At 62.0% G+C, this 23,144-nt stretch carries 33 protein-coding genes and 1 pseudogene; 7 read left to right on the plus strand and 27 right to left on the minus strand.

Annotation, left to right across the window (positions count from 1 at the left end):
* Positions 1-218 precede the first annotated feature (218 nt).
* Complete coding sequence (locus M0765_RS26355; RefSeq protein ID WP_258507131.1) at positions 219-1,040, plus strand: ferritin-like domain-containing protein; 822 nt, start codon at positions 219-221, stop codon at positions 1,038-1,040.
* Positions 1,041-1,133: 93 nt separating this feature from the next.
* Entirely contained in the window at positions 1,134-1,532 is a 399-nt protein-coding gene (locus M0765_RS26360; RefSeq protein WP_258507134.1) for a hypothetical protein, read from the plus strand.
* A 21-nt stretch (positions 1,533-1,553) separates the two neighbouring features.
* Here the strand turns inward: M0765_RS26360 and M0765_RS26365 are convergent, their stop codons facing one another.
* Positions 1,554-1,853, minus strand: a complete 300-nt coding sequence (locus M0765_RS26365; protein ID WP_258507135.1) for a hypothetical protein — start codon at positions 1,851-1,853, stop codon at positions 1,554-1,556.
* Positions 1,854-1,952: 99 nt separating this feature from the next.
* Positions 1,953-2,303 carry a hypothetical protein gene (locus M0765_RS26370; protein WP_258507137.1) on the minus strand — a complete coding sequence of 117 codons (351 nt, stop codon included), beginning with the start codon at positions 2,301-2,303 and terminating at the stop codon, positions 1,953-1,955.
* A 192-nt stretch (positions 2,304-2,495) separates the two neighbouring features.
* Between M0765_RS26370 and M0765_RS26375 the strand changes: the two genes are divergently transcribed.
* The 3 genes from M0765_RS26375 to M0765_RS26385 all read left to right on the plus strand — a co-directional run bounded on the left by M0765_RS26375 (position 2,496) and on the right by M0765_RS26385 (position 3,911).
* Positions 2,496-3,017: a DUF1579 domain-containing protein gene (locus M0765_RS26375; protein ID WP_258507138.1), complete on the plus strand. Its 522-nt coding sequence runs from the start codon at positions 2,496-2,498 to the stop codon at positions 3,015-3,017.
* A 186-nt stretch (positions 3,018-3,203) separates the two neighbouring features.
* Positions 3,204-3,452, plus strand: coding sequence for a hypothetical protein (locus M0765_RS26380; RefSeq protein WP_258507139.1), 249 nt, complete (start codon positions 3,204-3,206; stop codon positions 3,450-3,452).
* Between the two features lie 207 nt (positions 3,453-3,659).
* Positions 3,660-3,911, plus strand: coding sequence for a hypothetical protein (locus tag M0765_RS26385; RefSeq protein WP_258507142.1), 252 nt, complete (start codon positions 3,660-3,662; stop codon positions 3,909-3,911).
* 61 nt (positions 3,912-3,972) lie between these two features.
* On the opposite strand, the gene M0765_RS26390 is transcribed toward M0765_RS26385, so the two are convergent.
* A complete protein-coding gene (locus tag M0765_RS26390) occupies positions 3,973-4,161 on the minus strand; it encodes a hypothetical protein (RefSeq protein ID WP_258507145.1) in 189 nt (62 codons plus the stop codon).
* Between the two features lie 99 nt (positions 4,162-4,260).
* Between M0765_RS26390 and M0765_RS26395 the strand changes: the two genes are divergently transcribed.
* Positions 4,261-4,605, plus strand: a complete 345-nt coding sequence (locus tag M0765_RS26395; RefSeq protein ID WP_258507146.1) for a hypothetical protein — start codon at positions 4,261-4,263, stop codon at positions 4,603-4,605.
* An 11-nt stretch (positions 4,606-4,616) separates the two neighbouring features.
* On the opposite strand, the gene M0765_RS26400 is transcribed toward M0765_RS26395, so the two are convergent.
* Complete coding sequence (locus tag M0765_RS26400) at positions 4,617-4,907, minus strand: hypothetical protein (protein ID WP_258507147.1); 291 nt, start codon at positions 4,905-4,907, stop codon at positions 4,617-4,619.
* A gap of 1,127 nt (positions 4,908-6,034) precedes the next feature.
* Here M0765_RS26400 and M0765_RS26405 point away from each other — a divergent pair.
* Positions 6,035-6,712, plus strand: a complete 678-nt coding sequence (locus M0765_RS26405) for a hypothetical protein (RefSeq protein WP_258507150.1) — start codon at positions 6,035-6,037, stop codon at positions 6,710-6,712.
* 51 nt (positions 6,713-6,763) lie between these two features.
* On the opposite strand, the gene M0765_RS26410 is transcribed toward M0765_RS26405, so the two are convergent.
* From M0765_RS26410 to M0765_RS29585, 23 genes and pseudogenes are all read right to left on the minus strand, one after another.
* Positions 6,764-7,330 carry a hypothetical protein gene (locus M0765_RS26410; protein ID WP_258507152.1) on the minus strand — a complete coding sequence of 189 codons (567 nt, stop codon included), beginning with the start codon at positions 7,328-7,330 and terminating at the stop codon, positions 6,764-6,766.
* A complete protein-coding gene (locus M0765_RS26415) occupies positions 7,327-7,857 on the minus strand; it encodes a hypothetical protein (RefSeq protein WP_258507153.1) in 531 nt (176 codons plus the stop codon). The genes M0765_RS26410 and M0765_RS26415 overlap by 4 nt, the downstream gene beginning before the upstream one ends.
* A complete protein-coding gene (locus M0765_RS26420; RefSeq protein WP_258507154.1) occupies positions 7,854-8,174 on the minus strand; it encodes a hypothetical protein in 321 nt (106 codons plus the stop codon). Before M0765_RS26420 ends, M0765_RS26415 begins: the two co-directional genes overlap by 4 nt.
* On the minus strand, positions 8,171-8,566 hold the full coding sequence (locus M0765_RS26425) for a hypothetical protein (protein ID WP_258507155.1): 396 nt from the start codon (positions 8,564-8,566) through the stop codon (positions 8,171-8,173). The genes M0765_RS26420 and M0765_RS26425 overlap by 4 nt, the downstream gene beginning before the upstream one ends.
* A gap of 66 nt (positions 8,567-8,632) precedes the next feature.
* Complete coding sequence (locus M0765_RS26430) at positions 8,633-8,812, minus strand: hypothetical protein (RefSeq protein WP_258507157.1); 180 nt, start codon at positions 8,810-8,812, stop codon at positions 8,633-8,635.
* A 5-nt stretch (positions 8,813-8,817) separates the two neighbouring features.
* Entirely contained in the window at positions 8,818-10,053 is a 1,236-nt protein-coding gene (locus M0765_RS26435; protein ID WP_258507159.1) for a hypothetical protein, read from the minus strand.
* A gap of 18 nt (positions 10,054-10,071) precedes the next feature.
* Complete coding sequence (locus M0765_RS26440) at positions 10,072-10,605, minus strand: DUF4376 domain-containing protein (RefSeq protein ID WP_258507160.1); 534 nt, start codon at positions 10,603-10,605, stop codon at positions 10,072-10,074.
* A gap of 1 nt (position 10,606) precedes the next feature.
* Complete coding sequence (locus tag M0765_RS26445) at positions 10,607-11,101, minus strand: gp53-like domain-containing protein (protein ID WP_258507161.1); 495 nt, start codon at positions 11,099-11,101, stop codon at positions 10,607-10,609.
* Positions 11,102-11,128: 27 nt separating this feature from the next.
* A complete protein-coding gene (locus M0765_RS26450) occupies positions 11,129-14,296 on the minus strand; it encodes a phage tail protein (protein ID WP_258507162.1) in 3,168 nt (1,055 codons plus the stop codon).
* Positions 14,296-14,691 carry a DUF6950 family protein gene (locus M0765_RS26455; RefSeq protein ID WP_258507164.1) on the minus strand — a complete coding sequence of 132 codons (396 nt, stop codon included), beginning with the start codon at positions 14,689-14,691 and terminating at the stop codon, positions 14,296-14,298. Before M0765_RS26455 ends, M0765_RS26450 begins: the two co-directional genes overlap by 1 nt.
* Entirely contained in the window at positions 14,691-15,263 is a 573-nt protein-coding gene (locus tag M0765_RS26460) for a hypothetical protein (protein ID WP_258507166.1), read from the minus strand. The genes M0765_RS26455 and M0765_RS26460 overlap by 1 nt, the downstream gene beginning before the upstream one ends.
* The gene (locus tag M0765_RS26465; RefSeq protein WP_258507168.1) at positions 15,260-15,853 is read right to left on the minus strand and encodes a hypothetical protein; all 594 of its coding nucleotides are present in this window, start codon (positions 15,851-15,853) and stop codon (positions 15,260-15,262) included. Before M0765_RS26465 ends, M0765_RS26460 begins: the two co-directional genes overlap by 4 nt.
* A gap of 76 nt (positions 15,854-15,929) precedes the next feature.
* On the minus strand, positions 15,930-17,999 hold the full coding sequence (locus tag M0765_RS26470; protein WP_258507170.1) for a hypothetical protein: 2,070 nt from the start codon (positions 17,997-17,999) through the stop codon (positions 15,930-15,932).
* Positions 17,996-18,223 carry a phage tail assembly protein T gene (locus tag M0765_RS26475; protein WP_258507172.1) on the minus strand — a complete coding sequence of 76 codons (228 nt, stop codon included), beginning with the start codon at positions 18,221-18,223 and terminating at the stop codon, positions 17,996-17,998. The genes M0765_RS26470 and M0765_RS26475 overlap by 4 nt, the downstream gene beginning before the upstream one ends.
* A gap of 17 nt (positions 18,224-18,240) precedes the next feature.
* Positions 18,241-18,624: a hypothetical protein gene (locus tag M0765_RS26480; protein WP_258507173.1), complete on the minus strand. Its 384-nt coding sequence runs from the start codon at positions 18,622-18,624 to the stop codon at positions 18,241-18,243.
* Positions 18,621-19,091: a phage tail tube protein gene (locus M0765_RS26485; protein ID WP_258507175.1), complete on the minus strand. Its 471-nt coding sequence runs from the start codon at positions 19,089-19,091 to the stop codon at positions 18,621-18,623. The genes M0765_RS26480 and M0765_RS26485 overlap by 4 nt, the downstream gene beginning before the upstream one ends.
* A 69-nt stretch (positions 19,092-19,160) precedes the next feature.
* Positions 19,161-19,523, minus strand: a complete 363-nt coding sequence (locus M0765_RS26490) for a DUF3168 domain-containing protein (RefSeq protein WP_258507177.1) — start codon at positions 19,521-19,523, stop codon at positions 19,161-19,163.
* Complete coding sequence (locus M0765_RS26495; RefSeq protein ID WP_258507185.1) at positions 19,523-20,008, minus strand: HK97-gp10 family putative phage morphogenesis protein; 486 nt, start codon at positions 20,006-20,008, stop codon at positions 19,523-19,525. Before M0765_RS26495 ends, M0765_RS26490 begins: the two co-directional genes overlap by 1 nt.
* Complete coding sequence (locus tag M0765_RS26500; RefSeq protein WP_258507186.1) at positions 20,001-20,210, minus strand: hypothetical protein; 210 nt, start codon at positions 20,208-20,210, stop codon at positions 20,001-20,003. The genes M0765_RS26495 and M0765_RS26500 overlap by 8 nt, the downstream gene beginning before the upstream one ends.
* 8 nt (positions 20,211-20,218) lie before the next feature.
* Positions 20,219-20,554, minus strand: a complete 336-nt coding sequence (locus tag M0765_RS26505) for a phage head closure protein (protein ID WP_258507187.1) — start codon at positions 20,552-20,554, stop codon at positions 20,219-20,221.
* The gene (locus tag M0765_RS26510) at positions 20,551-20,910 is read right to left on the minus strand and encodes a head-tail connector protein (RefSeq protein ID WP_258507189.1); all 360 of its coding nucleotides are present in this window, start codon (positions 20,908-20,910) and stop codon (positions 20,551-20,553) included. Before M0765_RS26510 ends, M0765_RS26505 begins: the two co-directional genes overlap by 4 nt.
* Positions 20,888-21,793 (minus strand): phage portal protein, encoded by a 906-nt coding sequence (locus tag M0765_RS26515; protein ID WP_258507192.1) that lies wholly within the window; start codon positions 21,791-21,793, stop codon positions 20,888-20,890. Before M0765_RS26515 ends, M0765_RS26510 begins: the two co-directional genes overlap by 23 nt.
* Positions 21,778-22,994 (minus strand): annotated as a pseudogene (locus M0765_RS29585) (phage portal protein). Before M0765_RS29585 ends, M0765_RS26515 begins: the two are co-directional and overlap by 16 nt.
* Between the last annotated feature and the right edge of the window lie 150 nt (positions 22,995-23,144).

A 23,144-nucleotide genomic window follows, 5' to 3' on the forward strand; every position in this document is an offset into this window, starting at 1 on the left:
ATGGCGACCCTCTCGTCGAACCCACTGCGTCGAACCGACCTAACTGCTTGATTTGCTTGAACAAACGATTATAGGTTTGGCTACCGCCCCGCGCCTTGCCGGGGCCGCAGTCAGCTGGCCGTGGGGAGCGCCGCTACCATGGGCCGCCCGGGGAGAACCAAATGCGTTCGGCTTCGTCCCAATGGCTTTTTCATCCCGACGTGAATCAAGGAGCATGCATGGCAGGTCATGAGGCGCCACACTGGAAGATCGAGGATCTGGAGTTTTCGCGCATTGCGCGCGACGAAGTCCGCCGGGACGAGAATCTTTTCTACCTCGTTGCCTCCGCCTCCTTCATTGAAAGCGGCTCGGACCTCTACACCCAGAACCTGGTCGATTTTTTTCGCGGCGACGACGAGGTGACCGACTGGCTCACCCACCACTGGGAGGCCGAGGAACTGCAGCACGGCAAGGCCCTGCGCGCCTACGTGGCCCATGTGTGGCCCGAGTTCGACTGGGAAGCCGCCTACCGCGGCTTTCTCGATGAATACGCCACCTACTGCAAGGTCGAGCTGCTCGCCCCCACGCGCGGGCTCGAAATGACGGCACGCTGCGTGGTCGAAACCGGCACCGCCACCTACTACCGCGCCATGGCGCGCAGCACGGACGAACCGGTGCTGCGCGATCTGGCCAGCCGCATTGCGGCCGACGAGGTGAGCCACTACAAGCATTTCTACCGCTTTTTTCGCCGCTACCGCGATGAGGAGCGGCTCAGCCGCTTCCGCGTGCTGGGCACCATCGGCCGGCGCACGCTGGAGCTGAAAAGCGAAGACGCCGACTGCGCCATTCGCCACGTGGTGCGCACCCGTTCGCCCGAGCGCGCTGGCGACACCGCCTTTGTCCAGCAGCTGAGCGCCCGCCTGAACAGCACCGTGCGCACAAACCTGAGCGCCGGCGCCACCCTCAAGATGCTGATGCGCCCGCTGGAACTGCCGGCCGGGGTGCAAACCATGATCCAGTACCCCATCAGGCAGTTCATGGAGCATGTTTTCCTGCGTTGATGAGGCTGGCGGCCGGCTGCAAGGGGTGAATTCGCTCACAAATTCCAAGAACGCAGATGTATACTTTAGAGGTACTTTGCTGGATTTAGCGAAATGCCTGAATTTGCCCCAAGAAATGCCCGCCTCGAATGGGCGTCGCTGTTCGCCGCCGAATGGACGCGGCTGGCCGGTGGGCGGGCCGATCATGAATTTTTGATCGACCAGGGCCTCAGCCTGGTGCGGGTGGTGGGCGATCGGCAACCCGCCGACGTGGCGCGCCAGCATTTCGAAAACACGCCCGAGCCCGAGCAGTTGGTGCGCGACCCCGAGACCAATTTCACCGCGCTGGCGGCCGAGGTCGGCATCATCAAGCCGGGTGAACGGCTCGACCAGATGCACATCGAGTTCGCCCACGGCATTGCCGAACTGTGCGCTGCGGTGGGTGACGGCTACGGCGATTCGGCCTCGGCCAATGCGGGCCGGCACATCAGGGCGCTGTACGGCCCTGTTTGAAGACTCGGCTTCTTTTGCCCTTCAGCCGAGCTTTGGCAGCCCGAAGCCGAACCCGAACACCGGTCCACTCTTCTTCGCTGGTTTCGCCAGGCCGGGCTCTTCTTGCTCCCGAGGCCCCAGGTCGAGGTCTTCGATCATCTTCTGCAGCTCGACCAGGCCCGCGGCCATCGCGGCCTTGTAGGTCTTCATCGCCCTCGGCTGCTGGCGCAGCACGCTCCAGCCCTGCCCCAGCTCCTCGTCGCCAAGCTCGACCAGGCGCCAGCGATAGGCGCCCTCTTCCACTTCGATGACGGTGACGGCAATGCTCCGGAGCGTTGACATCGCCGGATCGTCGGCGATGCGCAAGCCGCACCGTGTCGGACGAGCGCGGTTTCTCGCTGCTTCGGCATTCTTCAGGCCTTCTTCCGGCCTTCCGGTCAGTCAGATCGGCGCGCCGGATTCCGATTCAGGTGCCGGGCAGCAGCTGCAAACCGGAGCGTTCGGCTGATGGGGAGCGCCGCATCGGATGCATTGCTTTCGGCGCCGCCTGGCTGCCCGCCATGTCGTTGCGGGCCGCATCCGTTCGGTGCGCAACTTCATGATCTCGGCAATGCCGTCTTCGGTGATTGCCGTGACGATGGCGGTCCGCGCCATGTTGAACTTGCCGGATGGGTCGATGGCCGGTGCAATTTCCGCTTCTACCAAGCCAGTGGCCTTGAGAACCGAAACATGCTTGATTTCTTCGGGCCTCACGATCTCGGCAGGCAACTCCACATGCTGGAGCCGCAGCAAGAAGAGCAGGTGCATTTCTTGATCCCCTCAACGAATGCTTTTTGTTGAACCTGAGGGTGCCGGATTGTTTTGAGGCAATGTGACGGTGTCTACATTAGTTGGGCAAAAAAGTCGGGTTTGCGCGGGTGGCGCACCATGCCGAGCCATGAACCCGACATCTCCCGCGGCAGCACCCCGCTCACGAGAGGCCTCATGACCAAAGAAGCGTTCGAACGATCCGCCGCGTCTGGCGGAATGCATCACCGGCTGGCTGCGATGGCCGGCAACTGGGAAGGCCGCTTCCGGCTCTGGTTCGAGCCCGGCAAACCGGCTGATGAATCGGTACAGCGCGGCACCATCCGCCTCGTCGGCCGCGGCCGGTTCCTGCTGCACGAGTACGAAGGCCGTTGCAGCGGCGAGCCTTTCGAGGGTGTCGCGCTCTGGGGCTACCACCTCGATGAAGACACCTTCGAGTGCGCCTGGGGCGAGAGCTTCGGCACTGGCACGTCGATCATGTTCAGCACCGGCCGAGTGGAGGACGGGCGCTTCGGCGCGCTGGGCAGCTACGGCACCGGCACGGGCGGGGAACGCTGGGGCTGGCGCACCGAGGTGTCGCAGCCTGGCGCGGAACACCTGGACATTCGCATGTTCAACATCACGCCGGGCGGGGAGGAAGCGCTTGCGGTCGAGGTGAACTACAGGCGGGTGCCTGCATCGTCATCCGACTCAAGTTAAATGGCACTCAGACCGAAGGCAAAGAAGGCCAGCCCAGCAGTAAGTGTGAAATATTTCTCAGAAATGGTTCTAACTTATAAGCAAGTAGTGGCGACCGAGTTGCACTTGTAGCTACATTCCGCCGACCAGAAATGGCCGGCATTTCCTGGCAGATCGAAGAACAAGCGCCGGCACTCGGAGACTCGAATGCCCCTCTCGTTCTTGATGCGGCTGCTGCATGCGCGGCTTCCGGTTCGTGTCGCCAATCCGGAGGACGTCAGGCACGTCTCGGTCCTTTTGGCTACCGGTCTGATCGAAGCTGAGATCCAGGCCCTGGAGTCCACGGTTCGCTATGCCACATCACGCGCTGCCACGGTGCTTCGCATCACGGAGGCCGGCTTCACCGAACTCGCAAAGATGGGAGATGCCCGATTTCGTGAGGAAGGGACCGGTTGACCGGGTATCCAACTTCTCTCTGTAGAATCACGCACTCAGCTCGATAACTCGTAGAAATCAACGGGTTGCCAGATGCGGGTGTAGTTCAATGGTAGACGTGCACCCTCAAGTGAAAACACCGCTGTTTCACTGAAACCTACGCCAAAACCTACGCCTCCGATCAGCAAAGCCATACTTGAACGGATACGCGTAGCATTGCACTGAGCGATGAACTACTTTCCTGTATTTGGGCTTCTGCTGGCGTGCGCGGCCGGAGCACTGGTGCTCGCCGCACTGGTCATCATCAGCTGCCTTGTCGCCGCGGCGATGTTTCCCCGCGGCCACCCGTCGGCAGACCGATTGCGAGCATTCGCCAGCCGCTTGCCGCGTTTCGTCGCCCTCGGCTTCACGTTAGTCGGCGAGCTCGGCGTCGTACTCTTCTTGGCGTTCCTCGTGATTCTGGCGATGGTCTTTTCCTGACTTCGCCAGCCAGGCTCGGATGCGGGCCGCCCGCCGAAGCAGTTATGACCTCCGGAGCGATCTAGGTTGTCTCTGTGATTGGCCTCAGCCAATCCAATGCCGCTTCATCAGGCGGCATAGCTCGAAGGCGTTCATCGCGCCACAAATCACGCGCGACATCCTCCAGCTCAAGCGGATCGACGGTATGCCACTGCTGCTGCAGCCGGTGCGCGCAGGCGGCAATCCAGAGGGTCGCGGGCACGTTTTCCATGGGTCCATTATCACCAATATACTGTATATTTGTACAGCACCAAGGTACTAAGGCCCGTGATGCCTCCCCCTGTATTTGTCCGTTTCGTGGCGCACGTTCATGTTCTTCGCTGACGTCACTTTCCTCATGCGCAACGGCCTGCGCCTGAAACCCAGCGAGCGGATGCCGGCCGCGCGATACACCGTCACCATCTTGGAATCTGACCGAGACAAGAACAACTCGGCGCGCAACCTCGTCGTGGCAAATCTCTATGTGTCGTATGGCACCGCGCAAATGGCTGGGAGAGGCTGCATGGTCGATCCCGAGATACTGCCCTTCAAGGGCCCAGGCTTCTTGGTCTCTGGCATTGAGTTCGAGACGCAGAAGATTGACGGTGAACTTCGGCTGATCGAGCACCGCCAGGTGTGGCACGTGGTCCCCGTGGAAAGTCAAGCCTACGAATAGCGCGGCGGCGCTTAGGCAAGTGAGGGGCGCCGCGCGATGTTCCGAGCTATCTGCAGCGTCCTCGCATTGCGCCGCGGCGCTTCGAGCAACCTGTTGATTTCAGCAATGCCGTCTTCGGTGATGCGAGTGACGGTGGCCGTCCGAGCCACGTGGTACTTGCCTATGGGGTCCGATGCGGGCGCTATGTCCGCTTCGATCAGCCCCGTTGCCTTCAACACGCTCACATACTGAACGTCTTCAGGTCTGGTCACCACCTTAGGCAAGGCGACGTTCTGCAGGTAAAGCAAGTAGAGCAAAGGCATGGTTCTTGTCGTGTTCGATGCGATTTGTTCTAGGGGACTGGCGCTTCCCGCATCGCCCCTTGCGGGGGAACTCGAAGATATTCCGACGCCCAAGCCGTCGTGTCAGACGGCAATCCAGTGAAAGGTAGGATATGGGAAGAATTCACATTTACTCCGAGCGCGCTGCTGGCGACTGACGCCGTGCGGCGCAGGACTCTTGCGTAAGCCAACTGCCTTAGGCTGCCAAAAGTGGCACCGCTTGCGACACTCTCCTACGCTAAGGCCCGCTGCGATGGTCATGATTCGGCCGTTATGTTGCGCGACTCACCATGGCATATCGAGGTTCCGAATTTGTGGCATCCCTGCAGATATGGAGGGAGCTGGAGCGTCTCGCTCGTGAAGCTGAGGCCTGCTTGAACAAGAAACTCGTCGCCTACTTTCGGGGCGAGTCCGCTGCGCCCACTCCAGAAGATCTCGCGTTAGCGAAACACGCCAGAGCAGTGGCCAATCGTCACCTCGCGAAAGCGCTCGGGAAACGGGCTCCCCGGCAGAACCATCCCTCTCGTTGATCAGCACTCGCCCGGGTTCTGGTTCAATCGGGCGGCGGCATCTGGTCTGCGACCCACGCCAGGCACTGTGCTCTCAATGCCGCGAGCCCCACCTCTCGCGAAGTTGCGGGCTTTGTTAGCACGAGCTTGCAGCGATGTTGTCGCCCCTGAGATATGTCCACAGTGCCGGAAAAGCTGCCGGCATCTTCTACCGGCAAAACGAACAAGTCGAATGTCCACTCTCCGTGATGAAACCGCTCCGAAGGCGCCATAGCGTTGCTCCAGTACTTCAATCGTCTGATGGTGGGGGACGCAAATCGTACTACTTGCGAACGTCAGCGCGGCCAGGAATCGATCAGACCCATGCGCTTCGACCGCTCGCACCCATAGGCGCCGATCCACAACGCCGCCCACGCCTCTAGTTCTTTCTGGGGCGCCGGCTCTGCGAGGTCATCGGGCGCCGGACACGGGCTCGTGAACGCTACAGCGCCCAGTCGATCTTCACGGCGCACGCTGCGGCCTGAACTCGATCGCCAGCGCGGCGGAATGGTAAGGATTGCTAAAGTGCCTGGGCCGTCTGACGTATTACACAGGAGTCCCATGAGCACCGAACACTTTGCCGGATCGCGTACGAAGCTCCGCCGAGCCGTCAAATTCATCGACGAACTGGACAGCGAGTTTGAGACTTACAACAAGACGGCGCTTAGCGCCGCACGGATAGACGTGACGGTCGATCCTCCGGTTCTTCACATCGAATGGACGGGACTTCGTCTGGATGCGGCAGCAATACTCGGGGATGCGATTCACAATCTCAGAGCATCCCTTGATCTCATGGCCTCCGAACTCGCGCGAATCAACAAAGAGAGCGACAAGGGCGTCTACTTCCCGTTCGCAGAATCTGTGGACGCACTCGACGGCCAAATTAAAGACAAGAAATTTTTGCGTGCGGGTACAGACGCAGTCACTCTTCTCAAAAAATTCGCCCCTTACAAGGACGGGAACGTTCGGCTGCGCGCCATTCACGACCTGGATGTGGCCGACAAGCACCGTGCAATCCTCGAGACAGAGAAACAGATGAACGTAAGGATCAGCGCCTCTCTTGATCTAGAAGATCCGAAGAACCACTCGGCCTCAGTCGAGGAAAGCACGATTCAGCACTTCTTCACACCCGACAGTGCCCTCGCTAAGCTGCCGATTATTCAGACATTGAAAGAGCTTGTGGGCCTTGTGGAGGGAATCATCAACGAGTTTCAAGATCTCGTCGCTAAAAGAGTTTGAGCAACATGAGCGGATCCGAAGGTCCACTGCGGCAGGTCGCCTTGTTCTTTTTCAGGGCGGCGCTCCATCACCTTTCGGTGCAGGCGTTTGCACCAGTTCGGAATAGCTCACTCCGGTGCCGAGGTCGATGGCGTCGCGTTGAGCTCCGCTCGCCAGGTCCTGATATTCCGCTGTGCACGCAAGGAATAGTCTTCTTGCGTTTTCAGCCGCTCGCCGGCTTGCCGCAAGCTCGCGGGGATAGGCGGCGGCGCTGGGCAGCCCACCACTTCGGGCGACGGCGTCGAGCCGCGCGACATCGCGCCGCAACCTGTCAACGTCATCACGATTGCTGCGGTCGACGCCTTCAGCAGCTTGTTTACGGACCTGGTTTGCATGCTCGAGCTCCGCGGCCGCGGCCGCCTGTTGATGTTCAAATTTCCGGAAATTCGCGTTGGCCAGCAGTGCGACTTGCATCCGCGCGCTTTCGGCCTTGGCGGTGGCGGCCTGCAGCTCGTGCAGGTCGTTCTTGGCGCCGTCACGCTGGTGTTCCACCCAGCAGCCATTCAGGACACTAGCGGCCAGCAGGCCGGCCCACAGCCATCCAGGCAACAGCGCGAAGAGCCCTGCGATCGCGCTCATGGAAACCCCAAGAACTTGCGCACCTGGCGGTGGTTGCGCTCCCACTTCATGCGCAGCGCTGCACGCTCATCCGCCGAGCCGCGGTCGTATGCCCCAGGGCGCCATCCGCGCAAGTAAAGCGCCCATGCACCTGATGCGTCCGTCACTCGCGGCAAAGGGCCTGGCTCGGTCCACAACAGCAGGCGAGCCAGGATGGCCGCAAGCACGTCGTTCGTCTCGATGGCCTCCCACACAGCCCGGGTCGTAAACGCGACGCTGTGAGCCGTGCAGGCTGCGCGAGCGAGATCTTTGCTGGCCGGATGACTCATGACGCCAGCCACCATTCCGCCGCCCTGCTCGCCCTGCCAGAACGATCGAGCCGGCCCCTTCTTGTTCGGATCGTTCAGCACTTGGTAGCGATGCTCGAATCGCGATTCCTGCAGGCCGATCGTCAACATCTCGACGAGGGCCTCAATCGTGTTCATCTTCCGTGGCAGCCAATGCAGCGCAGGCTCGATTGCAGTACGGGTGATTTCGTCGAGCGTCATTTCGAGACCTCCGGAAGATCAGACAAAGGGGCGTGATCCGTCGCTACGTCCGGCGGCACATCTCCGGCCCAGGCACGGCCACTACACAGCAGGCCGACGAGCAGGGCCACGGCGATTGCGATGGAGCCGCGCTGCGGCCATTCGCCCCAGAGCGGCTGGAAGGCGGAAGCCGTAGCACCGCCGACATAGACGGCGTATTCGAGGCGCACGCGGAGCAACACGCCGTCGCGCATGGCGTTGAGCCGGCACAGCGCGATAAACGCGATCGCGCCGCAGACCAGAAGATTGCCGATGGCGTAGAGGTAGAGCTCTCTCACGATGCACCTCCCTTGCCGCCGAAAAGGCGCTGTAGGGCGGCGAGTGCCAGATCCACCACCTTGCCCAACGCCCATGGCCAATCGACGAAGCCAATCAGCAAGGCGATGGGGGCAACGGTCACACGCGGCGAAAGCTCGGGCCGGTAGGCGTTGAGCGCTGCAGCTACGGCAGAGGTAAACAGGACGGCCATGCCGACCACGCGCAAGAAGAAAAGGATGGCGCTGGTGCGCGTGGTCTTCTCGCGCCTGGCCACCTTGAAGCTGGCGCCGAGCGTGGCGGCCACCACGATGACCATGTACGGGCCGACCACTGCAGCGACCTCGCTCGAAAAGAGCAGCGCGGCAATCAGGACGGCCACGCCGAAGATGTCGGCAATGGGTTGTTGTGACATCGAAGCCTTTCAAGCAAAGAAAACCCGCCGAAGCGGGTTTGATGTGGGGTGTGGTCATGGCTGGAATCAGGGAGCATCCTGTAACCCAGTTGCTTGTAGAGGCGTAGCGTTCTTCTCGTCCTGCGCTGCGATCTGCTGCTGCAACTTGCCGAACACGTTCAGCCCCATCTTCAGCGGCAGCTCACCCAGCCCCTGGAAGATCACCTGCAGCTCTTGCTGCGACAGGTCTTTGAATTCGTAGAGCATGTGAATCAACCCACCAATAAGCGACGGACGGTGCCGCCAGAATCTTTGACCGTGATGTAGCCGGCTTGCGCCACAACGCCGGCCGTGTACGTGCCGAACGAGAGCACGCCCGTTCCCTTGCCCAACAGTCGCAAGTCGATGTTGGTGTCGTCCCCAGCTGCAGCCAAAGTGGGAGCGCCAGCCGCGTTGGCGCCCTGTGCGGACAGGTAGTTAACCCCGGCGCCACCCGCTGCAGCAGAGATTTGGAACACCGGCTTGCCGAGGTGGGTTCGGAAGTTGATGGCAGCATTCACAAACCGTTGCTCGATGGACTCGGCTGCGGTGGTTGCGACGCTGTAGATGGAGTTCGTGAGGACGCCTGCGCCGCTGTACCAAACGATCTTGTGACCGTTGCCCATGGCGATGGCCTCCGCGGTGCCGGTGGTGCCGTCTGCGCCGGTCAGCGAGGTGGACCCAAAGACGATGCCTCGCGTGAAGGTGCTGCCAACATTCTTTTGGATGTTGACCGCCGCCGACACATCGAACTGCCCCGCCGACGGATACTCGCCGCCTGCGGCAATCTGGATGCCTACCGTCTGCCCGGTTGCCTGCTGGTACGGGTCGGTGACAGCTGCCGCGGCATAGTTCATCACGTCCAGTTCGATGCCATAGGCGCCGCCGGTCACACCCACCTCTCGGTACGCCTCGAAATAGCCGGCGTATGCGTGGCCACCGCCGGTTGTCTTGTTGGCAACGGCAATGCCGGTGACGGCGATTGAGTTGTAGTTGTCGAGCAGGTTCAGCGTTTGCGCACCAGTGATGAGCGCAATCGAAGCACTCTCTGTGCTGTTGTTAAGGATGGCGGCTTGCGAAATCTGCATGAAGCCGTTGGTCCTCCCTTTCGCGATTTGGTACGTGGTCAGCCAGTCCGGCTGCACGGTGACATTGGTCCCCGGATTCAGCGCTGCATCACCGACAAACAAGCGGTCTTGAACGCGATTTACTTTGCCGCCGTACTCCGGGTAGAACTGGCCGGACGGGAACTGCTTGAATACATCCAGAGCCTCCGCAACCTTCGCCGCAGCCGCACCAATGCCAGACGGCATGAATCCAAGCAACTCCGAGCCATCGTCAGCGGCGAGCTGTCCGAACGACGGCGCCGCCCTCAAGTTCTTGACCTGGCCGCCAGTGACAACACCAAGAACCACTGAGGTAGCATCAGGATCGACAACGTCGATCGATGGGACTGGTACTTCTGACATTTTGTTTTCCTCAGCCGGTCATGCCGGCCAGCCGGTCGTGATGTCGTAGGCGTCCAGCTGATCGCCCGGAAGTGCACCGATGGCTTCGAAGTGCGCCGCCTCGGCGTCGAAGCACGCCTGAACGTGCAGCGCCACAGCATCGGCAATGGCCGTCAGGTCCGCCAGTGGAATGCTTTGGAAGTTGTTTTCGGCGTCCTTGAAACGCACGCTTTGTAGGCCCATGCGGATGGCGTGGGCCGTCGCATTGCTGATGCGGTTCTGATCGTCGATGGTGGTCCCGATCACCGCACCTGATGGCATCGTAATGCCTTGCGTCTCGGCTTCCCAGCGCTTCGCTGTGGCGGCTGCTTTGAGGGCCGTTCGCTTCTCGGCCGGCGTCATGACCACAACGGGTGCAGTCCATGCGACGGGCTGACCGTGGGCGTCCGGGACCACGCGCTTGCCTTGGAGGCTCTGATAGGTGGCCTCCGAGACCGTAACCAGGTCGTCGGGCAAGTTGGGGTAGTGAATCGATTCAGGATACCAGCCTGAAGTGGACGGTGAGAATCGCATTTTATTTTCCAATCGCCAGGAGGGAGACGCCGATGGTGCCGGGGAGGTTGTTCACGCCGCCCGCGCCGTCCTGATAGCGGAAAAACACAGTGACCGCCGTCTGGAAGATGCCCACATCATTGACGTAGCAGCTGTACGCCCGGGCACTCGTCCATGCGGCTACCGGAATGGCCAGCGCCATGAAAGTCATCGTGGGGTTGGTGATGGGCAGCGTCACGCTGGCAGAGCCCCCAGCGTCGGCGATGACGTTGCCCCGATACCATTGAACAATCAGCCCGCCCATCCACGATGGGAACTTGTAGTAGCCGGAGGTGCCGTCGGACGAAGCCTGCCCCGTGGGCAGGCCAAGTGCCGTGCGCGCCTCTTCCGCATTGCCAGTCGCCCCCAGCAGGCCGACCACGTAGTCGTACAGCTTCCCGAAGCCGCTTCGGGCGACTGCGTTGCTAGGGTTTGGATAGGTGTCGGAGATTTCTGTTCTTGCGGGAGGTGCGGGCATGGCGAGCCTTTCTGAGTGGTTGGAGGGCTAATAGCCCTTGAGCGTGATGTCTGCGGTTGCCCCGCCGACGAGGGCGTGGGCATCGGTGAATGCCCTGATCTTTGGCGCGAGCGGATTGGTCTTGTCGGTCTCGACGGTCACCGCACCGCTGGCGTTGGCCTGTAGCGTTGCCTGGATCGTCTTGATTGAACTGAAGGGCTTCGTGTACGGGATGGTGGTCCCGGCCAGACCGATGAGCACGTCCTGCAGGGTCTCTTCCATGTCGGGCGCGTCGATGATGGCGATGAGCTCGTACAGAATGCCGCGGATGGTTCCCCCTCCGATCGTCACGCGGAACTGGTAGGCATCGTTGTGCACCACCAATTGGCCAGGCCACGGCTGCCACGCGCCAGGAGGTCCATAGAAAGGCGCTGCATCGGCGCCATAGAAGCTCTGGTTGTCGGCGCCATAGAACGAGCCAGGACCCGCCAAGCGGTAGTCGATGCGAAGGTCGACACCCTGGGTTGTGTGAAAGAGGGTCATGATCGACCCGGCGAGCGCAGCGACTACCGTGAATTCTCCGGTCACGTAGACCATGCGGCTGTACGTGCCGATTTCGTAGAAGGAATCGAGATCCGCCCCGTAGAAGGTCTGGTTGTCATCTCCGTAGAAGGAATCCAGCGCATCGGCCTGCAGCACGCCATCGATCTCGGACCATCCATACTGCTCGGTCTGCAGCAGCGGGCCGAAACCAGTTGTCAGGAAGTTGCCGTCCTGGTCCGTCAAGAAGTTGCCGGCTCCGTCCAAGAGAAGGTAGTCGTCCTGCGGTAGATAGAGCTGAGACGCCGGCCACCCCAACGCCCGGAAGTCGAATTGCTCGACGATGTTGGCGATCGGTGGATCGCCAAGATTCATGATGATGTTTGCTGTGGCGCGCGATTCGTTTCCGCTGGTATCGAGCGCCTTTCCCATGATCGTGACCAGGCCGCCCGGCCGCGTGATCAGGTCGTATGGGCTCTCGGTGAGAACGCCGGTGTGCAACGGCGCGGCAGAGTTCCAGTCGAGGTTGTTGCCGTAGTGGAAGCGGAACACAAAGCCCGCGAGATCAGGCACGCGCCGCGGTAACGTCCAAGACAAAACACTTCCCGAGATCGACAGACCTTCAATGTCCGGCGGAGGTTCCGTCTTCCCGACCACCCGGTGGAGGGACTGAATGCCCCAGTCGCTCTCGGCGAGGCTATTGCGCGTGCGGGCGCGAATGAGCAACCACGCCCCGTCCGGAACTCCGCTGAATTTGGCTTCTGTCGCGGTTCCCGGCACGATGACGCTGACCCACGGGCCGGCGCTCGAAATCACCATGTACTGAAGCTCGACGCTCCCGCCATTCAGGATCGAGGCGTCTAGGATCGGCTCCCAGGAAACCCGCACGCCGTTGACGATCGTGCCATCCGTCTGCACGATGAGTTCGCTTTCTCCGCTCTGGATCGAAACGATGACAGGCGGAGTGAGTTCCCACGGCTTCGGCAAGCCCGTGTTCGGTGCATAGCCTCCGGGCACGAACGGGGCGCCCAATGCGAATATGGCCGCCGTGGTCTCCTTCAGCATCAGTTGCACCCGCCCATCAGGCAAGAAGGTGCGCGACATGATCCGAAATTCCTTGGCCGTCCAGCCATAGCGAGACAGCGTGAGCGTGACGCTGTCGAACAACTCGAGCGGGTACGCGCTCATCTTGAATGACAGCGTGGTAGTCAGAGGGTCCCGGCTGTCGCGCAGATAGATTCCGGCAATGTGGTACGCCTGCCCGGCATAGAACACCGCAGGCATGGTCATCTCTTGCGACAACTCCGCGCCGTCGTCGGCCACCAGAGCGTCGGCCCGAAAAGGCGGGATCGGGGTCTGGACGTAGTTTGCCGCCTCGTCCCAGATTCGAATCGCTACCGTGTTGACCTTGTCATTGCGCGGGCGGTGCGGGCTGATGGACACAGGGTTCTGCGACACCGAACCATCATTGCTGCGTTGGACAACGGAAAGATCCGCGTCGGTCAGATGCATCACGGGCAGCTGATAAACACCGGCTCGCACAAAGTACTCGCCCGCCGCATACGCCCACTCGCCGCCCATGGCCTGGGAAAGATCGTCGAGGACATCTCTCGGCGCAGCGCCAAAGGGAAACACACACCCCGCGCGGTACATCGGCACAACTACGCCGCCCGTGTAGTTGGTTGCGGTGTCGCATGCATTCGCCGCGGCGATGATCCGGGCGGTTTCGGATGGCTCGAGGGTCGTACGCTTGCCAAACTGCGGATGGAGTATGACGTGGCGCATCAGCAAGGAAGGGTTCTCAGTGAACCTGGTGACGCCATCGCGGGGGTCGTACACCTTGGCGCCGCGCATGCGCACTGTCACGTTGGGAATGCCCGACGGGAACGCCGTGTCGCTGTAAGCGAAGCTGCAGACCAGGTATGCAACGCCGGCCGCACGGTGCGCCGCCGTCCAGGCGCCTCCCAGCTGCTGGATGAGGGCATCGTCCGCCGCCTGACCAGGCGAGCCGAGGTGCCAGCGGACGTTGGCAAACGAATTGAATCCGGGGTACTGGTAATAGGCCGTGTAGATTTTCGGGGGCAGCGGCCATTCGCTGCTCATGTCCTCTGTAATCGTCACGACATTGCCGGACACCGTGAATGCGGTCACCTCGGTACGACCGCCGCCGCCGAGAAAGACACGATCAACTCGGACCGTCGCGCCTCCTTCGATGGGCGTGTGATCGAGTGCGGTCACCGGACCCGGAAGCACCTGCTGCGCGCTGATTTTCGATGCGACGCCGTACGGCGCTGTCGTGACCTTGCCGTTTTCGTCGAGATCGACAGGCTGGTCGTTGAAGTAAATCTGTTCGATGCCGTCGATCTCATGCGCCGCCAACGCGACGCACATGATGAACAGTTCCTTGTACTGCCCGACGCTGGCCCGGTAGAACACATGGCCGCCCTTTCGCACCCGGCCGAGCACCAGCTCACGCGGCGCGATCGTGCCTGGCACATTGGCCAGTCGATCGACCTGGGCAGCGTCGAACTGTGCGCGCGCGAGACGGTCGGCCTTCTTCTTCTGCTGCATCGAAAGCGCAAGCGTCCCGACCAGAGAAACGGCGTAGGCGACCAGCGTTGACCCAGCTACGGCGCCGGCTACGTAGCCGATGATTCCGACAATTGCCTGTGGCATCAGATCTTCCAGGCCGCTAGCGCAGCGTCCATGCCAAGCACCGCCATGCCAGCTTCTCCAGGCGCAAGCACATTGGTTCCGTTGCAAACGCCCAGCATCTGCCGATTGGCATTTAGCACGAGCACGATGTCACCGACCGCGGCCATCGCTACAGGCACCGGCTGGCCTAGGAAGGATGAAGCAAGTTGTTCCAAGCCACCGCCCTCTTCAATCATTCGCGCCGCTGTTGAGGCACTGTCGTATGACGGAACGGAAACCATCGGATCGGCGCCCGTCAGCGCCTTCACGGCCGCCGCCGCGAACGTGCAGCAGTCGTTAGAGCCCCAGCCAAAGGGCATGCTCGCGCGCGCCTTGCCGAAGTCGGAAAAGCGCAGTTGCCAGTCTTGATGTCTCATCAGCGCATCGCCATGAAGAGTTGTTTCGTCGGCCAGACGATCGGGCTGTTCTGCAGCGCCACGTACTCGAACGCGCGATCGCCTGGGTAAAGAAACTGCTGGTCCGCGTTGCTCGTGGTGAGGGCATTGCCACGCAGCAGATCGACAGCCGTGCTCTCGGCAGTGACGACGATGGCGCAGGTGTCTCCGTCTTCTTCAATGCTCATCGAGTCGAGTCGGCCGGTCCAGTCGATCGGTGCATCGAACAAGGTCCCTTCGCCGAGGATCGCCAGGCGGATGACGACCGACGTGCCTTGCACAATCGATGCATCGTCCAGCGCTAGGGATAGGTATTCAATCGGCACCCCGGAAAGCTGGAATTGCAAGCCTTTGATTTCACCGGGCGAGTCTTCGATCTGGCTGATGGTCCCGAGCCCCGCCGCCCCGCGATACGTCACCCCGGCATAGTCGATGTCGAAGTTCGCGGAGGTCAGGGCAACTGGCAACCCGGGAAAGTCCATATGAACCAGCTGCGCGATAGAGAGCACGCGCCCCCCAAGCGCCGCGAGGGTCGGGGCCGATAGCGTTCTCATCCGATGTCTTCAACAAAATCCATGGAGACTTCGGGCGCATAGCCTGGGATGTACTGGACAGCCGAGGGCGAAGACAGCCTGAAAGGTGCGGTGGGTCGGTCCCAGATCACCGCAGTGCCGGCAGCGATCTGACGACGCAGACGGTTGGCTATGTTGACCACCAGGAAGCCGCTACCGTCAGCCGTCGCGTCGTCCTTGACCTGGAGCAGCAAGCCACCGACCCCCAGCATGTCGCCGGCCAACACGGTCTGTCCGGCCACAGCCTGGACATGGAGGAATGGGTTGCCGGCCGGCGTCGTCGCAATGACGGTTGGGGTTCCGCGCAGCGTGCCGCGGGGGATCTTGCGAACCCAGTGATACAGGTTCACGGTGTTCGTCATGCCGCGCAGAGACGCGATGAACGCTTCCACCCGAGCGGCATCGGCGTGCAGGCGGTTCGGTAGCGTCAACGAGATGAGCCAGCGGTCGTTCAAGAGGTCGATAACCTGCTCGCTTCCTCCGAATGGGGAACCGAATGCGCGCTGGTTCGTCTGCATGCGCAACGTGAAGGCGCTGGGGCAAAAGCCGAACGGCAGAGAAATCAAGCTCATCCGAGCGCTCCCGAGTAACGCTGGCTGCGGCCGATCGCGGCGGCAATGCGCCGCTCGGTGCCCGCTTGCGCCTCCTTCAGCTGCGACAGCGTGGCAACGTCGCCAACGGTGTTGTTGATGACGACACTGACAGGCGCCCCCCGCCGCCGAGCGCGTGATTCGGAATGATCTTGCCGGCAGTGTTCGGCACGAACAGCTCTGGCCCACGCTCACCGACGAGCGAGACCTTGCCGACAGGCGGCGAACCGCCATCAGCAAAGGCACCGCCAATAAATCTCATGGCGGTGGTAATGAGGCTACCGAAGTCGAAACCGCCACCACCCCCAGCGCCGCCTGCCCCAACAGCGGGGGTTCCGGTCTGCAGTGCCCTCGCGATCGAGTTCGAAAGTGGCACGGTGATCGTCTGGCGCAAGACCAATGCGGCGATGTCTTTCCCGAGCCCCTTCAGTACGTCGCTCAGCTTCCCGCCTTCAAGGGCAGCTTTCTCGAACGAACTCGAGAATGCGGCGCCAATGCTGTTCGCCAGTTCTTCCGTCTTCTTCGCGTCGTCGGCGATCTGCTGGGTTACACCCTTGAGGCCGACAAGTTCCTTGCGCTCCGTCAGCAGCCGGATTTCCTCCTCGAGCGCCGCTGCCTTACGGGTCAGAATCTCAGTGCTGCGCTCTTCCGCAAGCTCTTGCTCCTTCATGGCAATGAGGCTGCTCAGCCGGGCCTGCTCGATCACCCCTTGGGCTTCGGCGTTCTTTCCGATGAGCTCAATCTCCTCGCGCATCGCCTTGTTGCCTTCCGCCAGGCTCTTTACCTGCTGCTCCTGTGTTTTCGCGTCCTGGAGCACCGATTCGCGAAGCTGAGCGTCGAACTCAGTGCGTCGCTTCTTCTCTTCCGTCAGTTCTTTGTTGGCGTCGATCTCACGAGCGATCGCGAGCAACGGCTCAGCGCTCTCGCCTTTCAGCAGCTTCAGTCGGCCCGATTGGATGTCGGCCAGCACCATGCCAGCACGAGACAATTCTTCAGTGCGGCTCAGCTCCTTGCCTAGGTTCTCAAGGTACTTCTGGTGCTCGGAGTCCTTTGGCGTGCCAGCTTTCTTTGGCTCTTTGACAGCGGCAATCTCCGGGAGCGATGGCGCCTTCTTTGTGCGCCGCGATACCGCGTCACCGAAATCCTGGCCCATGTTCGCCAATTCAATCTCGTTGCGCTGCTTCATGCGAAGCAAGGCCAAATACCGGTTCAACTCTTCGATGTCGCCCTTGCGGCTGTCGTTGGCGCGCACAAGGGGCCGTGCCTCCCTGTCCATCTCCGCCTGCAGCTTCTCGCGCTCCGCCATGAGGCGCTTGATGTCCGCACCGTTGTCACCGGTCATCCGGCCCAAGCCGATCATGTCCTTGGCAGCATCTTTCACGATCAGGCCGAAGCCGCCCATCTTCTTGATGTCGGCGGCGTTCCGAAGAAACTGGTTCAGCGCCGGCAGAAGATCGCCGACGATTGAGCGGGCGGCTTCGGTGGCGTTCGCCTTCATTGCGAAGATCTGCTTGTTGAAGATCTCGGCATTGGCGGCCTGCTCTGCGCTCACCGTACCCACGAGTTCGGTCTTCTCGGCCAGATCCTTCAGCAGAGGTGCGACCTCCCGGATCGACTTGCCAAACAGTTCTTGTACGAGGCGCGCCTTGTTGCCGTCGTCGGCAAAGCCGGCGAGGGCGACAGCAGTACGGTGCAGCGCCTCTGCCGGATCGATGCGCTTTAGTTCTTGCGCGTCCAAGCCGAGTGCCTTTAGCGCTTGCGATGCGGCGTTCTTGCCATCGACCTCTTTGAGCACGTTGTTGAACTTCACAAGCGTGCCGGTGACGGTATCCATGCTGCTGCCGGTACGCATCGCCACGTTCTCGAGGGCACTGATGTTTTCGATGCTGGCCCCAGTGGCATCCGCCACGTCGTTGAGCGCGTCCAGGCCGTCGATCAGCTGCTTGCCGAAGTACACGGCGGCTATGCCTGCCGCACCGAGCGCAGTCCCAACGGCAGCACCTGCCTTCGAGACAGCGGCGTCGATCTCCTTCGCGCGCTTCTCCGCCTGCTTCGCGGCCCGGTTCAGGTCGGTTTCAAACGAGCCTGTGCGAGCGAGCAGGTCTACGACGATGCTGCCGATGGTCATATTTCTTTTCTCGGTGGAGTGATACCGGCGGCCTTGAACAGGTCCATGTCCGCGCCCGTATGCCCGGTATCAGGTGGAGGCCGTAGCCAGTCCAGCTTGTCCTGCACGTCGCCGCCCCCCAGGCTGACCGAGATGAGCCCGGCCGGTCGGTGGTAGCGGTGAAAGTCGTCGAAGGGGTTTTCTCGGAAAAAGGCGCCCCAGCGCTGGAACTCGGCCTGCGTCATGCAGGCCTGCCATTCCTCTACTGTTCGGCCGCCGAGGGCAAGGGCGAGGACGTGCCAGAACCAGTCGGTTCCCCCGGCGGCTGGGCTTTTCCCTTAGCGCCCACCCCGTTTACGGAGAGCACCGCCGAAAAGATCGCGTTCGAGGGGTTCGGCTTGAGCGTCGCGGCCTTCTCGACGGAGATCGCTGGCGAGCCGTCTGCCTTACAGAGGCTTGCCGCGATGAGCCGCGCGATGCTGTTCGCGCGCACGTCTTCGTCGTCGGAGGACTCGTCCATCTGGAACTTGCGGAAGACCGTCGCCGGCACTTCCCGGAAGTGCAGGATGTGCTTCGTGCCGTCGGCAAGCTCGACCGTGCGCTCGTGCACCTCAGGCGAGACGAAGAAGGTGTCGAAGTCGTTCATGCCGTCAACAGGTCCCAGAGCACAGGGCCGCTGCGCTGGATGGTGATCGTGCCCTTCCAGATGTCGTTGCCGGCTACGTCGAGGTTGAAGTCCGCGACATACCCGGTGAACCGGGCCGAGACGCGACCGACGACCGTCTGCATGACCGAGGCAACGGCGGTCGGCACTGTGGCGGCGTCGGAGCTGTAGATGCCCCAGGAGACGCTCGCACCCGACGCCTTCAGGGCGATCAGATCTTCGTGCGCCGTCTCACCCTTGTGGATGTTGAACGGCACGGTGACCTGGCCGGGAGTGCCAAGGCCGCCGACGAAGGTTTCGTCTTCGGTGTTGTCCAGGCACGAGGTGTTGATCTGGGAACGCGGGCCGCCCAGACCGGTGATACCAGTGGCGCAAACGACGCGTGCGACGGCGGTCGGACCCGTGGCCCAGTAGAGGTCGGTGCCTTGTGATTTGATGACGGTGCCCATGGTGATGGCCTTTCTTTGGTCGAAAAAAAGGCCGCTCGATTGCGGCCTGGTGGTTGGAAACTGTCCTGCTCAGCGCGGCTTGATGAAGTCGAATGCGAAGCTGAGGCGGAATCGCTTGGTGTCGAAGTCGCGTTCGTCGGCGAGATAGGCGACCAGGTGCGCGGCGGGCTCGAGCGCATCGCGCACGGCAGCGGCCAGCGTCTCGATCTCCGCGTCGTCATCGGACCAGCAATCGACCTGCACTCGAAAGAAATCGGCGTCAGCGCCCTGAAACGTGTTTTCTGCGGTGCCGCCAGGTACGCTCCATGTGACGTAGGGCCGCAAAACGTCCTGCGGCGCACTGCCGTGGCGGTACACGCGCACCGGGCTCGTGCCGATCAAGGCGCTGACGGCCGGAGCGTTCCTCAGCAGGGGGAAGACTGCGGGCAGCATCAGCGGCCACCTTTCGAGACCTTGGCGATTGCACGATTGACGCCCGCAACGAGCTCCTGCTCGACCGTGGACAGCGCCTTCTCGCGCTCACTCATGTAAGCCGGCGTCAGCCAAGGCTCGGCCTTCTGCTTCTCGGTCCCGATCTCCAGGTAGCGGCCCGTGGCCACCGCCTTGGTGTCGCGGCCTTCGTACTTCTTGCGGCTAATCAGAACGCGATACCGTTCGTTCGCGCCACTGCGCTGCGGATTCGGATCGCGGCGCACGACGACAGCGTTTTCCAGTGTCTTGGTGCTGGCGTAGCCGGCTTCCTCGGTGTTCTGCGTGATGCGGCGGATGTTCGCCTTTGCTGCCTTCTGGATCACGACCGCGCCTTTGCGCAGCGCCGCCTTCACCGGGCCGCCGCGCTGGCTGGCTATCTCTGGCGGGAGCGCCTTGAGCTTGGCCAGCACGTCGTCGAGGCCGTGCAAGGTGCGGGTGTCAGCCATTCAGTCCTCCGTAGTTTGGAACCTCCGGGACATCGGGCTCTTCCTCGCACTCGGGCTGCTCTTCCGCGTAGAACTCACAGCGCACAGTCACACGCTCGCCGACGCCGAAGCGCACCTCGAACCACTTCGACGAGCGAGGGATGTTCAGTTCGGTCATCAGGAGGTCGCGCAAGTCGGCGCCCTGCCCGGCCATTGTCTTCATGCGGTTCGTCATCCTTCGTTCGCTCCTGTGTCGCACGCCAGATCGACGTACTCCCGGCCCTGCGCGTCAGGCAGCACAGCCAGGATGTTGAAATTCGTCAGCGCGTAGACCACGCGCCACTTCGCCACCACGTCTGCGCGGAAGCGAATGCGGATCGACACCTTGGCCGCGCTGATCGTCGTGTCTGCCTTCAGCGTCTCAACGCCGTTCAGGTAGCGCACGTTCGCCCAAACCGTCGCCACTTCCTGCCAAGTCTTCGAGATGGCGCCGGTATCGTCGTCCTGCGTCTCCACCAGGCGCTGCAGCTTGACCCGACGGTTGAGGCTTCCAGCTTCGAGGGTCATGCGAGTGCCGGGGTGCGCAGGCCGTACAGCAACGCTGTCACGGGCCGCGGCAGGAAGCCCTGCTCGTACTCGTGGTCCTTGTCGCTGTCCCGGTCCTTGTAGAGATAGCCGAGCTGCAGCAGAACGGCGGCTTGAACTTCAAACAGCACCTCGGTCGTGTAGACCGGCTTCCCGTCGGCGTCTACCACCGGGTTTCCTTCGGCGTCAAGCTCAGGCTGGAAGTGGTTGGCGCCCTTCAGGTAGCGCAGCACAGCACCGGATGCAGCGTGAATCTTCAGCGTCAGGTCGGCGTTATCGTCTACCGTGTCGCGGCGCAGGTGATCGGAGGCCTGCTCAAGCGTCACCAGCATGGTCATACGGCAACCCCTTTCCTGCATCGCGCCCGCGCTTCACTGCCAGGCGCCAGCCGTCGCAGCCGGGTTCGCCGGGCTTGCCGACAGGCGCATCCTTCTGCGCGATGAAGAACGAGCCGCCCCACGTTACGCCGTCGCCGGCCTCGTAGCCTTCGTCCGCACGAAAGACGCCTTTATCCACCAGCGCGGCAACCTTGATCGACTTCGAGACTTCGGCACCGCTTGAGGTGCGAGCCACGAGCGTGAACTCACGGCCGCTGGGCTGTTCGATGCGCAAGTCGGCGATGCCGTCAACGACGCACTCCCAACCATGCATGGACTTAGTCGCTTCGAACGCCCGCCAAAGCCCGCCTGCGTGGCGAGCGTAGGTGCCGCGCGGATAGGACTTCTCCACGTCGATTGCGGGTTGCAGTTCGATCTGCAGCGCATCACGACCATGCTCTCCATCCTTGGCCGGCGGCACGGCTGCCAGAGCCTTCGCCACCTCTTCGTCGATCATTCGGCGCACCTCTTCGACTGGCACGCTTTCGCCGTCTTTGGGCGCGGGAATTTCGGAAACCGCCTTCGAAACGGCTTCCGCGACGACGGGCTCCAGATCCGCAATGCTCACGCTCGAGCCTGGCTCACCGTCCTTGGCCGGCGGAATAGCAGACACGGCGACAGCCACCATGCGCTCCACTTCTGCGGCCGGGAAGTCCTGCCCATCCTTCGGGGGCGGGATGGCTTCGACCGCCTTTTTCACGGTCTCTTCGATCCTGGGCGTCAGGGCCTCCGGGATGCCCTTCACCACCAGATCGAGTTCGTCCAATCGTTTGGCAATCGGCGCAATGGCGGCGCGGAAGGTCTGGATGACGATGTCGGCCAGTGCTTTCAGGTCGGCTCGCATTCAAGCTCCTTCGCGATGTAGTCGGCAAACGCGCGCCGCTCTTCTTCTGAGAGGTCTTCTTCCTCGGGCTCTGGCGCGGGCGCCGGTGGCGTCGGGGGCGGCGGAGGAGGAGCAGGCGGTGCGATTTTGTTCAGTCGGACCTGATCCAGCGGGAAATCCTGCTGCTGCATGTAGACCGTGTCGCCGCCTTCGAGCGGCGGCAGGTTGTGATCCGCGCGGCCTTCGTTCGGCGTCTTCACGCCCCCGCCGACCAGCTTCACGGTCACGTCCGCCTGCGTGGCCGGATCCATGCGCAGGAGATTGCCCAGGTCGAGTTCGGTGCGGTACTCGGCTGGAAGCGAAAGGCCGTCATCGAGGCTGGCTTCCATCTCTTCGATCAACGACTGCAGCGCATCGCTGAAATAGATCTGGTTGAGGTCGCCCACCTTCTGACCCGCAGGGATGGGTCCGCCAACCTTGAACCCAGGAACATGGAACACCTGGGCGACCATGTCGGCGCTCAGGCCAAGCTGCTCCTTCGTCTGCGAATCGACCGATGTCATGCGGATGGGCTCGTACTTGAGTCCATCGCCAACGACCGCGACCCTGCCGGCGTTGGTGCCGGTGAAGTTCGCGTTCCAGTATTCCTTCAGTTCCTTCGCCGTTTCGGGGCCGATCGCACCAGGCGCCGCCAGAATGCCGCTGGGCTTGGCCCCTGCTTAAAGAAGCGTTGCGAATCCTTCAGGATCTCCAGCCCACTTGAAGCGGGCAGCGCGGCCGAAAACAGCGGCGACACGCCCACCAGTGGGTGGAACAGGCAATTCATGCGGTCGTGAATGATCTCCGACGCGGGCACGAACACCGTAGGCAACTGCAGGCCGGAAAGATTGTCCTGCGCGAGCTGGTAGAAGATCGTGCCGTCTGGCGCGATCATCGGCATCACCAGGCCCGGATCGAGGATGTACATGCCAATCACCACGCCGCGGCCGTCGCGGATCTTCAGGATGTAGGCATTGCCCCAGACCAGTTTCGAAATGATCCACCACTGTCGGAACTGAATGTGGTTCTGGTAGCTGTTCGGCCGGCGCAGCACCGGGGAGTAAGCCGCGCTCTGGGCTTCCTTCCAAATGCCATCGGCGTCTACTTTCATCAGTCGCGTGCGCAGCTTGCCGATGTCGTTGGAAATCACCGTCACGCACGAGAAGACGGCCGGATGTGACATCACCGTCTCGGGGCGGGCGTTGATGTCGAGCTGGAAGTAACCGGGCGGCTGAGCGGGCGTGATGTCGATCCAGGCGCCGCTGGTGTTCAGCGAGACCAACCTGCGCGGCTGCACCGTTGGGACAGCCTTCACCTGAGCCGCTTGCAGGAC

It is taken from the genome of Variovorax sp. S12S4 (assembly GCF_023195515.1).
GTDB lineage: Bacteria > Pseudomonadota > Gammaproteobacteria > Burkholderiales > Burkholderiaceae_C > Variovorax.